This is a genomic window from Roseovarius sp. 217, from assembly GCF_000152845.1.
Classification (GTDB): domain Bacteria; phylum Pseudomonadota; class Alphaproteobacteria; order Rhodobacterales; family Rhodobacteraceae; genus Roseovarius.
This window is the reverse complement of sequence record NZ_CH902584.1, coordinates 404,304-417,270: the sequence shown is the minus strand read 5'-3', so window position 1 is coordinate 417,270 and position 12,967 is coordinate 404,304. Positions and strand designations below refer to the sequence as shown.

Below are 12,967 nucleotides of genomic sequence, written 5' to 3'. Positions count from 1 at the left end.
GATTACCTGGCGAGTACGTTCGCGATGGCTTGCAACGATTGGGTCGCCGTGGCGGTTACGGCGACGTTTACAAATCCGTTGTCTGCATCCACGTCCTTGAAGAAGTCATCCTGTAGAGCCGCTTGGAATTCGCGGATCTTGGCATTAGCATCGCCCTTGAGCTTGGTTCGGTCGGGTCCTTCGGGCGTGTTGGTGATCTGGTCGAGCAAATCCTCGAGTTCGCCGTCGAAGACCTGAAGTCGCTTGTTCAGGCCACGTGCCTCGTCGGCGACCGGGGCCAGTTCGGGATCGTTTGCACACACATCGATTATGGCTTGTTCCAGTTTCTCGATCTCGGTCAGCATCTTTCGGCGGGTGTTTACCCAAAGCACACGGGATTTCTGGAACGGAACCACGTCTTTGGGTACTTCATCCTGCTGGCCACTTGCTGCGGCCGCGGCGGCTTCTTCCAGATGCGGCTTGAGCTTGGCGGCGATGGCCAGTGCGGCGGTGTAATCACCGGCTTCGGCTTTCTCCGAGGCCATGCCCCACGCCGCTTCCAGCTTGCTGCGGTTGGCCGGGTTGTTGCCGAGTGCCTTTTTATAAAGCACCTCCAACGGGCTTTGGACAGCCTCCCACTTCTTGCGGTCGGGGCTGTCTGCATCGGGGGTATTACCGTCGGAGTTGGTGTCGCCAGGGGTCTTTGCCTCGTTGCCCTCTGCAGGTCCAGCATCAAGGAGCGGTTTGAGCTTGGCAGCGACGCCCATGGCGGATTTGTAATCGCCGTTTCCAGCGGCGGCTTCGGCCCCGGCCCAAACCTTGACGATCTGTGCGGCCCGCGGGTCGGAGGACCCCTCGAACTTTGCGGCCAGCGGTGCGAGTGCCGCAGCGACTTGGCCCCATTGTCCGGCGGCGGGATCGTTGTCGTCATTACTGCCGTCATTTCCGTCGTCGGCCGACGCGTCACGGTTTTGAATGTCGTCGGTGTTCTCGTCCGCCGAATTGGCGTCTGTGGCCGCCTCGTTGTCGTCTTCGTCCTCGTCGCCTTCGGATTCAAGCACCTGACCGTTCGGGTCGGTGATGACCACCTTCATCTTGATGCCGCTCTTGGTCATGAACATCTTCATGTTCTTGGCAAGGCCTGGAAGCATATTGCCTTCGACCATTAGCGTCGCGATCTTGCCTTTCACCCCCACGGTGCCGTATGTAACCTTGCCGGTTTCGCCCTCGGCCTTGGCCTTGCGCATCATGACCTCGCCAGATTTCTTAAGGTCGAGGAAGAACACGTTGTCTTCTGGTTTTTTGCCGAGGCACAGGCCGAAAGCTAGATCCTTTTGACGCGCCTTCTTCAGCAGTGCCTGCATTTCATCAAGGTTTTCGGTCGACATTCCCATGGCGGCATCCTCGCATATGTTGTGGCCCCCACGGAGCCTGTGTTCGACGTGTGATACGCATCTCAGTCGGATATAGAGAATTCGATGCGGCGATTTTCACGGCGGCCCTGTTCGGTAGAGTTGTCCGCCACCGGCCGTGTCTCGCCATAGCCCAAGGCAATCAGTCGCGAAGGGCTGACGTCGCGGGTCGCCAGATAGTCAACCACGGATTGTGCGCGGCGTTCCGACAGAGTTTGGTTAGCGGCAGCGCTGCCGAAGCTGTCGGTATGTCCAGCGATCTGAATAGTAAGATCCGGGCAGCGGGTCACGATCTGTGCCACCGCGTCGAGCAGCGGGCCCGATGCCCCGTCGAGTTGGGCCGAAGCGGGCTTGAAGTAGATGTTGCCGGTACGCGACAGGATATCGAACCGGCCTACGCACGCCTCGAGCGAGAAATCGCCCTCGGCCTCTAGGGCGGCGGCGGCGGGCTTGTCGGTCGGCGTGATGATTTCCCCTGTGGTAACCGCACCTTCGCTCCCGGTGGCCTTGCTGAAGATGAGATCAAAGCTGACTGTCGTCGAGGGCACGATGGTGACATTTGCGGCTTCTTCAAGTTTTTGCAGCCCTTCGGTGAGGTTGAAATCGGCCACCGCCAGCGGCACGGGCTCCTCCGTCGAAACAGCAACGAGATCGTCTCCCACTAGGGTCAGGACGAGCTTTGCCTCAAGCGACTTGGTGACGCCGTGCAGCGCTAGTGTGAACGGTAGTGTGACGGTCTTGCGCTTCACCTGCGGCAGGTCAGCGATAAGTGTGGGGTCGATCCGCGCCGTCACTGTCGCCTCGGGGTACTGAAACGTCTCAAAGAATAAAAAGCGCATGCGCACGTTGCGCAAATCGACCTTGGTATCGACACTGTCGAGCAGAACCTTTAGAGACGCGTTCCCGTTGGGGTCGATTGTGCCGGTCATCGTGGCGAAGGAAGAGGTTTCGATCGCTGAGCCGTTCTTGATCGACTGAAACTGCAAAGAGGATGCGTCGCCTTCGAGCAACCACCCGTCGCCGAACGTTGCGTGCTGTGCAGCCGCGCTAATAGAAAATAACGTGGATAGAAGCACCGCGAACGAGAAGCGTCTAAAATACAGCATAAAAAGCTCCTTGGCAGTGGAGATGACCAAACTATCGCGCCAAGGCTGATCAAAAGCAACACTCTTGTGTCAGCCTGTGGGGACCGATTGCCATGTCGAGCGTTTGCTTTAAGGTGGTGGAGAGCCTAGCGAAGGAATGGATTTATGATACGGCTTTGGGTGCTGATCATGACAGTTTCACTGTTCGGTGCGACTGTTGGACAGGCGCAGAATTCTCCACCGCAGGAACGGATTGCGCTGGTCATCGGCAACAGCACTTATATGCACGTGTCGCCGCTCGATAATGCGATCAATGATGCGCAACTGATTACACAGTCCATCCGCGATGCTGGCTTCAGCGTGACGTTGCTGCAAGACGCGACGCAAATTGACATGCGTCGGGCAATTGCGGACTTCGGGCGGGCTTTGCGCGATGGAGGACCCGAGACCGTGGGCCTATTCTACTATGCAGGTCACGGGGTACAGAGTTTTGGGACGAACTACCTGTTGCCAGTGGATGCTGGCCTGACCGATGCAGCGGATCTGGACCTGGTGGCGATGGATGCCTCGAGCGTGCTGCGGCAGATGGCATCGGCACGTAACCGGACCAACATTGTGATCCTAGATGCTTGTCGAAACAATCCGTTCGAGAACATCCGGGATCTGGACGATAATGGCCTGGCCGAGATGAAGGCCCCGACAGGCACGTATCTTGCTTATGCCACAGCACCGGGTAGGGTTGCGATGGACGGCACGGGCCAGAATAGCCCCTTCAGCTATGCGCTGGCAGAGGCGATCCAGATCGAGGGCGCACCTATCGAGCGTGTGTTCAAGGATGTGCGGGTGAAGGTCATCGCCCAGACTGGCGGCGTGCAGACGCCTTGGGATACGTCATCGCTGACCCGCGAGTTCGTGTTCCGCCCGGGCAAGCAATTGTCGGCAGAGGAAATGGCCGAACAGCAGTTGTGGAATTCGGTAGCCAAAAGCCGAGACCCAGTTCAGATCATGTTGTTTCTGCGATCCTATCCACGCGGGCTTTACCAAGACGAGGCGCGGGCGATGCTATCGGATGTGCTGGAGCTTGAGCTAAAAGGGGGAAAGCCGGCGCAGCCAGTCGCTGCAACCCCGGAGCCAGATGCGCCCTTCGTGTCGACGGCCCCTGCCGAGACTGAAGTGCAGATGCTGGAAAAGGCGCGAGTGTCGGGCCTGAAGGAAGACTATCAGTCCTATCTCGACGCTTATCCCGACGGCACGTTCAAGGAATTGGTGCGGATTGAGATCGCCGGGCTGGAGGGCAAGGAAACCCAGGCGGCAACCTCGCGAGTGGCGGCTGCGCCTGCTCCTGCTCCTGCTCCTGAGGGTTTGTTAGAACCGGCCTCTGCGCAACCACGGTTGGACCCAATGTTTTTCAACCAACCGCTTACTGAGGGCCCGTCAGAGATCGTCGGTAAGACGATCCTGGAAATAATCGAGCTTTCGCCGCTTTTCCCGCCGATCGATGGGCTGCCCGACGCGGCTTGGAAGAACAGGTCCTGCAGTACCTGCCACAAGTGGACGCGCGATACGCTTTGTACCCAAGCGGCCACGTACATCAAGGAGGGCGGGGCGCGGGCGCTTCGCAAGGAACATCCGTTCGGCGGCAGCCTTAAGCGCCATCTTCGACTCTGGGCTGAGAACGACTGCAAATAGCGATCGACCAGCTTGATGCATATGGCTTCTATCGTATGGCGGGACGGGTCGTTACGAAGAAATACACCCATTCGCCTTTGAAATCTGGATCGGCGGCTTCGGCTGCGGCCACCCTGTCACGCAGCCAGCCGAGATATTCTGCCGCGGGTTCGATGGTCGGGCGCCGCGTGTCGTAGAGGGGGGCCGAAGCGGCGAAGGCGACGGCGATTTCCTGACCGAACGGCGGACCAATCAGGATCGGCGCGTCGCTGCCGGGTTGGGTGGGCACCACCTGCAAGGTTGAGGTCGCAGCAAAAGGACCGTTGCCATCGGTGAGGTTTGGCATCAGGTGGATGACCTGCCCCGCGGCGTCGAAATAATCGACATAGACATGCGCGGGATACTCCGGGGCTTGCAGATCGAAGCGCAGCACCTTGCCTTCGGAAAAGAGGTAGTCCTGCGCCTGCGCGGTGTCACCAATGAGCCGCGAGTCGGTGAATTGGTCGGTCGATTGAGGCAGCCCCAGAGTCGCAATGCCGGAAAGTGCGCGGCATTGGGGAGCGGGCAGGTGCTGAAGGTTCGCGGCTACTGGAATGTCGCCGCCGACCTGTGATCGCAGAGCCTCGAGTAGGGGACCGGCGAGGGACGGATCTGGGATGTGACCGCGTAGTTCAAGCGTTCCCGTCTCTGGCACGAAGGTGCCGGAGACGCGCGCGCAGTCAAGGTCGGTCAGCAGTGCTGAAAGACCGTCGCGCAATGTGGCCGCATCCTCAAGCGCACTGGGGGCCATGAATGCTTGAATGGTGGCGAGGGCCTGTGGATCGGTCACCAGCCTGTCGCCGAAGCGCCAGGCAAGCTCGGCTTTAGTCCGGGTGACGGGTAGGGGCGGTTCTATAGCCGAAGTGATGTCAGCGAGTGCTTCACGCGCGGGTGTTCCTGTCGCTGCTTGATGAGCAGCGGCATCGGCGTCGGGCTGTAGTGTGTTGGCTGGCTGGACAACCGGTGTGGTCGTGGCTGCGGATGCAGCTATGGGCTGGCTGGGCGACACCGGGTCGCCGTCCGGTGTGGCGGCTGAAAATGTGTCGCTCGTGATCCGGCCGGGAGCAAGGCTGGCTTGGATCAGCTCTGCCGGCGCCACGCCGACCGATTCGATCAGGGTGGCTTTAGCGATTTGTTCGGACAGAGCGGGGCTGTTGCGGACGGTTGTACCGGCAGGACGGATCGTTGCAGCGATCTGCGCCGCGGCGGGGGCCGCGGAAAGAGCTGCGGTTTGCGGCGATGCCTGCGACAAAGTCTGTGCCGGTGCGGCTTGTGCTACGAGTGGTGCCGCGCGAGGCGTGACAGGGAATGCCTCGGACTGCGGCACGGTCCCGGCATTCAGATCGGTGCCGTCTGCCTTCGCCTCTCGCGCCGCATCGGATTGCGGCTCATGCTCCTGTGCGGTTTGGGTTGGCGCGGTGACCGTGTCCATATGTAGGCGCGATTCTGGTCCGGGCTGATCAGGGACATCATCAAATGCGCGGGTAACAAGATATAGACTGCCCGCCGCGAGATGCACCAGCGCGGAGCCGGCGAGCCCGACGGCCCATAGGACGGCGCGGCTTGTCATTGGATCTCTGGCGTGACGACGAGGACAATATCGCGCGCGCCAAGAGCTTCGATCTCTGCCACCAGCGGCAGCAGGTCCGCCATGACCACGTCGCGATGGGCATTGATCCGCACCAGCAGGCCGGGTTCAGCATTGAGCTGTTCTGAAAGGATAGTGAGCAGGGCGGACGCGATTGTTTCTTTGCCATCGAGCGCCAGTGTTCCCGCGGGAGCGACCGATACGGTCGCCCCGCCTGCAGGCATGTGCGATCCCGTGAAGGCGGTGGCGGGCCGAACCTCGAACGGGGCGGTGGCATCCATGCGCCCAATCAGCATAAAGAACACCAGCAGGAAGAAAACCACGTCAATAAGCGCGATAATGGTTTCGGGTGGGGTGCGGCGCTGCGGACGGGACAGTTTCATTGCTGCCCCTCCAGTCGCATCAGGCGCAGGCGTGTAGCGCCCGCCGTCGTAAGCATGTCCATGGTGCCGACCAGTGCCTGCGTTGTCGCGCGTGAGGAGGGCAGAAGCACGACCGAGAGCAGGGGGTTCTCCGCCAGACCGGACCGAACCAGGTCTACAAGCGCATCGGGCGCGTGGAGTTGACCCCTGATATGAGTTGCGCCGTCTGCGTCGATGCGGACGAGCAGCGTTGTGCCGTTGCCTGCCGCTTGGGACTCGGACTGCTCGGCCCGGTCGACGATAGGGACCATGCTGAGATTTAGATAGGTCGACGTGACCATGAAGAATACCAGCAGTATTAGCAGGACGTCGATCATTGGCACCAGCGAGATTAGCTGGCGTGGTGTCGCCTTGCGGGTCAGCTGCACAGGAGAGCTCCAAGGTGAGAGGTGGCCGCCATCACGGTATCGTCCCGGTGTCCTCCAGCAGGAAGAATTCACCTGCGGCGGATTCAATGTCGTGGGCAGCTGCGTCTACGCGGGTGGCCAGCAGGGTCGCGGCAATGGCCGCCGGAATCGCCACAACAAGGCCCGCAGCGGTGGTCAGAAGCGCCTGCCAGATGCCGCCTGCCAGCACTGATGCATTGGCCGCGCCCTGCGCCAGCTCGAGTTCCTGAAACGACTGGATCATTCCCAGCACGGTGCCCAGCAGCCCCAGCAGCGGTGACACCATTGCCACGAGCTCTAGCAGTCGGATGTGGCGGGACATCACCTCGACCTCTGCATTGCCACGGCGCACAAGTTCGGCCTCAAGCGGTTTGCGGGGCATTTTTCCCTGCGCGGCGTTCAGAGCATAGTGAAGGATGCGGTCGGCGGGGGACGTGCCTTTTGCAAGGTTGGCAATGGCTGTCTCGCGGTCTCCCTTGGACCAGCGTTCGAGCGCATCGTGCCGTGCCGTGCCGGCCGACCGGACGTGCGCCAGTTGCAATACCTTGACCACGATCAGGGCGACGGACAGCAGCGACATCAGTGCCAGAATCACGATTATCGGCCCGCCGGTGCCGACTATGGACAGGGCCGCGTTCATTCATTTCACCAGCGGTGCGGTGGTGCGACTGACCAACTTGACGAGCGGAAAGCAATCGATGTTGTCCTCGTTCTGCGGTTGGCAGCTGTCGATGGCATGCAGCAGGATTTCCGAGATGTCGCTGCAAGCGATCTGCGGGATCTCGAAAAGTTTGAGGGTGGTGCGCGCGACCGGCAAGGGAGCCGCGTCGATGTTCAACAGCCTGTCGATCACGCCCTGACCATCGAGAATGGCAAGAGACATCGCGAAGCCCTCGAACGCCTTGCCGGTTTCGTTGCGGAAAAGAAAGAAGGCTCGACAGCCACCGTCTTCCGCAGGTTCGAACTTGTTCAATTCAACGGTAAGGCCTTGCTCCTGCGCGGTGGCGGGCATCGGCAAGACAGTCGCGGCAACGGTGAAAGCCGTGGCACAGCGCGCTGTAAATCTGGTGAACCGGGGCATGGGAGTTCCTTTTCGAAGGTCTGCACCCGCGATGAAATCGCTTTACCGCGTAGCGGTCAAGACAAGCTCAAGGGGCAGCTAAATCCGTCCGTCGACTTGATGAGAGTTTTTCTAGCCAAAAATAGAAATTATGCTAAGGTTAATTCGGATAAACCAGCTTCTAAGTTATGGCGCATTTTCGCCGAGCCACGACCAACACGCCTGTCCTTAAGGAAATTCTATGGATGTTGATGCGCTTCTTCAGGAGCATGGAGAATTTCCTCCCAGCGGCGAAGACCTTGAATACGATCCTGAATTCACCGAGATGGAGATCGCGGCGACGCCCGGCGAGGAGAAGCAGGTCGGGAACGAGTTCGTTCCAGGTGACGATCCTGACTACAAGGAAGTGTCAAGGCTGGCACTTGCGATAATCGCACGTAGCCACGATTTGCGGGCGGGGGTTTTTCTGGCGGAAGCGCAGCTGCGGCTGAACGGATTGCCAGGATTTGCTGACGGAACCAGCTATATCCGCCGCTGTCTCGAGGATTACTGGGAGACGTGTCATCCGCAGCTGGATGCGGAGGACGATGACGATCCTACGATGCGGGTGAATGCGGTTCTGGCTTTAGCCGATGACGACCGCATCTTGCGGGGACTGCGCAAAGCGCCCCTGACAGCAAGTCGGACGTTTGGAATGATTTCACTGCGCCATATTGCCGTGGCCGACGGCGATATAACGCGGCCTGCCGACATGGAAAATGTGCCCGACGCCTCCGCCATTGCGGCCGCGTTCCAAGACACGGACGAGGACACTCTGCGACGAATTGCGGAGGCGGCCGCAACGGCGATGTCGGACGTGACAGCGATCAGCGACATCTTCGACACGCAGACGCCCGGGCAGGGTCCGGATCTTGATCCAGTGCTGAAGCTCCTCAAAAAGATCAACAAACATCTCCGCAATGCCATCGGCGAACCGGTGGTTGCAGAATTGGATGTGGCCGATAAAGATCTAGCTGACGCAGTCCCCGAAGCGCGTGCCGCTAGCGGAGGTAGCGGGGCCATCAACTCACCCGTTGACGTGGAAAACGCACTCGACCGTATCATCGGCTATTACGAGCGCAGGGAACCGTCTAGCCCACTGCCGATTCTTCTGAGGCGCGCCAAGAAGCTGGTAAATGCGGATTTCCTAACAATCATGCGGGACATGGCACCGACAGGACTGGAACATGTCAACATGATTGGCGGAATCGAGCAAGATGAGTGATGATTTGATGACGCTACAATTCCAAGGCGATACAGTCCAACCATAACGAGATTTGAAGGAGACAAAGGCGATGGCCGGAAGTTCACAGAAGTTCATAGCCCGCAACCGCGCGCCTCGCGTGCAGATCGAATATGATGTGGAGCTTTACGGTTCCGAGAAGAAGGTGCAGCTGCCTTTTGTTATGGGCGTAATGTCCGATCTGGCCGGCAAGTCCGAGGTCGCGCAGCCTGTTGTGGCTGACCGGAAGTTCCTTGAGATCGACGTCGATAATTTCGACGACCGGATGAAGTCCATGGCGCCGCGTGCGGCGTTCACGGTGCCCAACACGCTGACTGGTGAAGGAAACATGGCGGTCGATATCACCTTTGACAGCATGAACGATTTCAGCCCTGCGGCAATTGCTGCCAAGGTCGAACCCCTAAAAGAATTGCTGGATGCTCGCATGCAGCTGAGTAACCTTATGACCTATATGGACGGCAAGTCCGGTGCCGAGGACCTGATCGCAAAGATCATGCAGGATCCGGCTCTGCTCAAGACACTTGCCGCTCAGCCAGCCCCCAAAACCGACAGCACGGACCAGGAGTAACAGATGGCCGAGACAGAAACAGAAGCAGCAGGCGGCGCCAAATCTACGGCTTTTGGTTCGTCCGATTTCGAGAATTTGCTGAAAAAGGAGTTCCGCCCCAAGTCCGATCAAGCAAAGACGGCGGTCGAACAAGCGGTCAAGACCCTTGCGGAACAGGCGTTGGCCAACACTAGCTTGGTTTCGGACGACGCGCTGCGAACCATTGAAAGCATCGTCGCGCAGATTGACAAGAAATTGACCGAACAGGTCAACCTGATCCTGCACCACGCCGATTTTCAGCAACTTGAAAGCGCCTGGCGCGGCCTCCATTATCTCGTCAACAACACCGAGACCGACGAGATGCTAAAGATCCGGGTGATGAACATCTCGAAGAAGGACATGCACAAGACCCTGCGCAAGTTCAAGGGCACCGCATGGGACCAGTCGCCGATCTTCAAGAAGGTTTACGAAGAGGAATTCGGCCAGTTCGGCGGCGAGCCTTTCGGCGCGCTGGTGGCAGATTACCATTTCGACCACAGCCCGCCCGACGTGGAGCTGCTCGGCGAGATGTCCAAGATCGCCGCTGCCGCGCATGCGCCGCTGATCACCGGTGCCAATCCAACACTCTTCCAGATGGATAGCTGGTCAGAGTTGGCCAATCCGCGCGACCTGACCAAGATCTTCCAGACGCCAGAATATGCGTCTTGGCGATCCCTGCGCGAAAGCGAGGATTCCAAGTATGTTGGTCTCGCTATGCCGCGTTTCTTGGGCAGACTGCCATATGGTGCAAAAACTGACCCCGTCGAGGATTTCGCCTTCGAGGAGGACACGGACGGGTCTGACAGCACCAAATACGGTTGGGTCAACGCTGCCTATGGCATGGCGGTCAACATCAACCGTTCGTTCAAGGAATACGGATGGTGCAGCCGTATCCGAGGCATCGAAAGTGGCGGTGCGCTGACCAATCTGCCTTCGCATACCTTTCCGACTGATGATGGCGGTGTGGATCAGAAATGTCCGACTGAAATCGCAATCTCGGATCGGCGCGAGGGCGAGCTTGCCAAAAACGGCATGATGCCCCTGATCCACCGCAAGAATTCTGACCTTGCGGCCTTTATCGGGGCGCAGTCGCTGCACAAGCCAGCAGAATATGACGACGACGACGCGACGGCCAACGCAAACCTAGCTGCGAGGCTGCCGTATTTGTTCGCCACTTGCCGCTTTGCCCATTACCTCAAATGCATCGTGCGGGACAAGGTGGGCAGCTACAAAAGTCGCGACGATATGCAGGAATGGCTGCAGAAATGGATTAACCAGTATGTTGATTTCAATCCGGAAAGCTCACCCGAATCCGTAAAGGCGCAGCACCCCCTTGCTGCGGCAGAAGTAGTGATTGAGGAAGTGGAGGGTAACCCGGGGTACTATACGTCGAAGTTCTTTCTTCGACCGCACTATCAGTTGGAGGGCCTGTCTGTTTCCCTTCGATTGGTTTCGAAGCTGCCGAGCGAAAAGGCCTGACGTTATCACTGCTTCTCTCGGCAATCTAATTTCTTAGAAGCATCAACAATGAGGAAAAACAAAAATGTCATTCGACGCATTTATGTACATGCCCGGTGAATCCAAGCTCCAAGGTGAAACTCAAGATGATGATATGGCCAAAGAAAAGGCCTTTGAAATCCTAAGTTTCGAAATCGGGGCCGAGAACAACATCAACATTGGGTCGATTTCGTCCGGTGGTGGGGCTGGCAAGGCCACGTTCAAGGAATTGACTGTCACAAAGAAGACAGACACGGCGTCCTGCGGCTTGTTTACTCGCCTTTGTGAAGGTGGCCACATTCAGGACGTTCACATCGTGCTGCGCCGCTCGGGTGGCACTGCTGGTAAATCTGGCGCGACCTTCCTGAAGTTCGACTTCAAACTTGTCATGATCCAGGACATTAGCTGGTCGGGTTCGGACGGCGACGACATCTGTGAAGAGACCCTGGTCATGCAATATGGCGCGATGAAAGTCGAATACAGCCAGCAGGACGTCAAAGGTACGATGAAAAAGCACAGCGATGCGATGTGGAGCCGCGTCAAGAACAAGGCCGAGCTTACCGTGTGACCCTTGTGCCTTGCAGAAATGCGTAAAGGCTGGCCCGCAATCGAGCCAGCCTTTACGAGGTTATTTTCCAGGGAGAACGCGATGATAGCCGAGGATCTGTTAGAAGCCGGTGATCTGGATGGAGCGCTTGTCGCGTTGCAAGAAGCTGTGCGCGGGGATGCAGCGAACCCAGCGCTGCGCATTTTCCTTTTTCAGCTTCTTTGTGTGCGCGGTGACTGGAAGCGCGCGATTGCGCAGCTCAAAATCTCGGCTGAACTGGATCCGACCGCTACACCTATGGCGCAAACTTACCGCGAAGCCATCATTTGCGAAGTGTACCGCGAGAAGGTGTTTGAGGGCGAGAAGGCGCCGCTAATTTTCGGCGAACCGCAGGAATGGACGGCACTGATCGTCGAAGCGTTGAAAGCAAATGCCGCAGGCAACACGGGCAAGGCTGCCGAGATCCGGGCGCGCGCATTCGACGCCGCGCCGACGGTGTCAGGTAAGGTCGATGGGCAGTCGTTCGCGTGGATCGCGGATGCCGACATGCGGCTTGGCCCACTACTGGAGATCATCGTGAACGGTAAATATTACTGGATGCCGTTCACATCGATCTCCAAGGCTGAATTCGAAGACCCTGCAGATTTGCGCGATGTGGTCTGGACGCCCTGTACGATCACCTTGACCAACGGAGGAGAATTCGTCGCCCTGATTCCGACCCGCTATGCCGGGACCGTTGCCGCCGACGGAGCAGCTATAAAACTAGCGCGGGCAACGGAATGGGTCGATCTCGGTCACGACACCTTTGCGGGACTTGGCCAGCGGTTGTTAACCACGGATCTAGGAGACACTGCGTTGATGGATCTACGTCTGCTCGAGATGGACGCGGTCAGCGGTGCCGGGGAACTCGCGGATGTCTGACCGGACGATATCCGAACGGCTGCAACCGTCGCTTCTGGACCGGCTGACCGATCAGGGACCGTCGGAAAAGACCGAGCGGCGCGAGGATCGAGTGATTGACCTGCGCAAGTTGCGCGAGATCATTCAGCGCGATTTAGCTTGGCTGCTGAATACTTCGGACAACAGCACCATGATCGACGTGGACAAATATCCCAACGTGGCCCGGTCGGTGCTGAATTTCGGTATCCGGGAAGTGGCTGGTGATTATTCCACTGCCGAGCGTGCAGAGTTGATCCGCAAATCCATCGTCGGCGCAATACGGACCTTCGAGACCCGAATACATCCCGATTCTGTCGCGGTTGCGCTGCGTGTCGGCCAAGAAAGCGGCGGCAGCATCGTGACATTCGATATACGCGCCGACATGTGGGCTCAACCTATGCCAATGGAGCTTTACCTGCGCAGCCAGGTTGATGTGACGACTGGAGAGCTTGAGCTGGAAAGGATCGTCTGACCTCC

At 58.6% G+C, this 12,967-nt stretch carries 14 protein-coding genes; 7 read left to right on the top strand and 7 right to left on the bottom strand.

Going from position 1 to position 12,967, the window contains the following annotated elements; genetic code table 11:
• Positions 1–2: 2 nt before the first annotated feature.
• Together ROS217_RS01995 and ROS217_RS01990 are read right to left on the bottom strand one after the other, a co-directional pair.
• Complete coding sequence (locus tag ROS217_RS01995) at positions 3–1,373, bottom strand: hypothetical protein (protein ID WP_157046508.1); 1,371 nt, start codon at positions 1,371–1,373, stop codon at positions 3–5.
• A 62-nt stretch (positions 1,374–1,435) separates the two neighbouring features.
• Positions 1,436–2,497 (bottom strand): OmpA family protein, encoded by a 1,062-nt coding sequence (locus ROS217_RS01990; protein ID WP_040650905.1) that lies wholly within the window; start codon positions 2,495–2,497, stop codon positions 1,436–1,438.
• A 144-nt stretch (positions 2,498–2,641) separates the two neighbouring features.
• On the opposite strand from ROS217_RS01990, the gene ROS217_RS01985 reads away from it, so the two are divergent.
• Positions 2,642–4,165: a caspase family protein gene (locus ROS217_RS01985; protein ID WP_009815972.1), complete on the top strand. Its 1,524-nt coding sequence runs from the start codon at positions 2,642–2,644 to the stop codon at positions 4,163–4,165.
• A 28-nt stretch (positions 4,166–4,193) separates the two neighbouring features.
• On the opposite strand, the gene ROS217_RS01980 is transcribed toward ROS217_RS01985, so the two are convergent.
• The 5 genes from ROS217_RS01980 to ROS217_RS01960 are packed head-to-tail and all read right to left on the bottom strand — an operon-like array spanning position 4,194 to position 7,591.
• Complete coding sequence (locus ROS217_RS01980; RefSeq protein ID WP_009815971.1) at positions 4,194–5,753, bottom strand: DUF4384 domain-containing protein; 1,560 nt, start codon at positions 5,751–5,753, stop codon at positions 4,194–4,196.
• Positions 5,750–6,154 (bottom strand): ExbD/TolR family protein, encoded by a 405-nt coding sequence (locus ROS217_RS01975; RefSeq protein ID WP_009815970.1) that lies wholly within the window; start codon positions 6,152–6,154, stop codon positions 5,750–5,752. Before ROS217_RS01975 ends, ROS217_RS01980 begins: the two co-directional genes overlap by 4 nt.
• Entirely contained in the window at positions 6,151–6,561 is a 411-nt protein-coding gene (locus ROS217_RS01970; RefSeq protein WP_040650291.1) for an ExbD/TolR family protein, read from the bottom strand. Before ROS217_RS01970 ends, ROS217_RS01975 begins: the two co-directional genes overlap by 4 nt.
• A 31-nt stretch (positions 6,562–6,592) precedes the next feature.
• Complete coding sequence (locus tag ROS217_RS01965) at positions 6,593–7,219, bottom strand: MotA/TolQ/ExbB proton channel family protein (protein WP_009815968.1); 627 nt, start codon at positions 7,217–7,219, stop codon at positions 6,593–6,595.
• Positions 7,220–7,591 carry a hypothetical protein gene (locus ROS217_RS01960; RefSeq protein ID WP_157046507.1) on the bottom strand — a complete coding sequence of 124 codons (372 nt, stop codon included), beginning with the start codon at positions 7,589–7,591 and terminating at the stop codon, positions 7,220–7,222.
• A 289-nt stretch (positions 7,592–7,880) separates the two neighbouring features.
• Between ROS217_RS01960 and tssA the strand changes: the two genes are divergently transcribed.
• From tssA to tssE, 6 genes are all read left to right on the top strand, one after another.
• Positions 7,881–8,903 (top strand): type VI secretion system protein TssA, encoded by a 1,023-nt coding sequence (gene tssA / locus ROS217_RS01955; RefSeq protein WP_009815966.1) that lies wholly within the window; start codon positions 7,881–7,883, stop codon positions 8,901–8,903.
• A gap of 70 nt (positions 8,904–8,973) precedes the next feature.
• Positions 8,974–9,489 (top strand): type VI secretion system contractile sheath small subunit, encoded by a 516-nt coding sequence (gene tssB, locus ROS217_RS01950; RefSeq protein ID WP_040650290.1) that lies wholly within the window; start codon positions 8,974–8,976, stop codon positions 9,487–9,489.
• Positions 9,490–9,492: 3 nt separating this feature from the next.
• Positions 9,493–10,986, top strand: coding sequence for a type VI secretion system contractile sheath large subunit (tssC, locus tag ROS217_RS01945; protein ID WP_009815964.1), 1,494 nt, complete (start codon positions 9,493–9,495; stop codon positions 10,984–10,986).
• Positions 10,987–11,050: 64 nt separating this feature from the next.
• Positions 11,051–11,572: a type VI secretion system tube protein Hcp gene (locus ROS217_RS01940; protein ID WP_009815963.1), complete on the top strand. Its 522-nt coding sequence runs from the start codon at positions 11,051–11,053 to the stop codon at positions 11,570–11,572.
• Positions 11,573–11,653: 81 nt separating this feature from the next.
• Positions 11,654–12,472, top strand: a complete 819-nt coding sequence (locus ROS217_RS01935; RefSeq protein ID WP_009815962.1) for a type VI secretion system accessory protein TagJ — start codon at positions 11,654–11,656, stop codon at positions 12,470–12,472.
• The gene (gene tssE / locus ROS217_RS01930; protein WP_009815961.1) at positions 12,465–12,962 is read left to right on the top strand and encodes a type VI secretion system baseplate subunit TssE; all 498 of its coding nucleotides are present in this window, start codon (positions 12,465–12,467) and stop codon (positions 12,960–12,962) included. The genes ROS217_RS01935 and tssE overlap by 8 nt, the downstream gene beginning before the upstream one ends.
• Positions 12,963–12,967 lie beyond the last annotated feature (5 nt).

Coding starts and splice junctions, on each gene's coding strand:
- ROS217_RS01995 (WP_157046508.1), bottom strand. CDS start 1,373: ATGGGAATGTCGACCGAAAACCTTGATGAAATGCAGGCACTGCTGAAG.
- ROS217_RS01985 (WP_009815972.1), top strand. CDS start 2,642: ATGATACGGCTTTGGGTGCTGATCATGACAGTTTCACTGTTCGGTGCG.
- ROS217_RS01960 (WP_157046507.1), bottom strand. CDS start 7,591: ATGCCCGCCACCGCGCAGGAGCAAGGCCTTACCGTTGAATTGAACAAG.
- ROS217_RS01990 (WP_040650905.1), bottom strand. CDS start 2,497: ATGCTGTATTTTAGACGCTTCTCGTTCGCGGTGCTTCTATCCACGTTA.
- ROS217_RS01965 (WP_009815968.1), bottom strand. CDS start 7,219: ATGAACGCGGCCCTGTCCATAGTCGGCACCGGCGGGCCGATAATCGTG.
- tssE (WP_009815961.1), top strand. CDS start 12,465: ATGTCTGACCGGACGATATCCGAACGGCTGCAACCGTCGCTTCTGGAC.
- tssA (WP_009815966.1), top strand. CDS start 7,881: ATGGATGTTGATGCGCTTCTTCAGGAGCATGGAGAATTTCCTCCCAGC.
- ROS217_RS01935 (WP_009815962.1), top strand. CDS start 11,654: ATGATAGCCGAGGATCTGTTAGAAGCCGGTGATCTGGATGGAGCGCTT.
- ROS217_RS01980 (WP_009815971.1), bottom strand. CDS start 5,753: ATGACAAGCCGCGCCGTCCTATGGGCCGTCGGGCTCGCCGGCTCCGCG.
- ROS217_RS01940 (WP_009815963.1), top strand. CDS start 11,051: ATGTCATTCGACGCATTTATGTACATGCCCGGTGAATCCAAGCTCCAA.
- ROS217_RS01975 (WP_009815970.1), bottom strand. CDS start 6,154: ATGAAACTGTCCCGTCCGCAGCGCCGCACCCCACCCGAAACCATTATC.
- tssC (WP_009815964.1), top strand. CDS start 9,493: ATGGCCGAGACAGAAACAGAAGCAGCAGGCGGCGCCAAATCTACGGCT.
- tssB (WP_040650290.1), top strand. CDS start 8,974: ATGGCCGGAAGTTCACAGAAGTTCATAGCCCGCAACCGCGCGCCTCGC.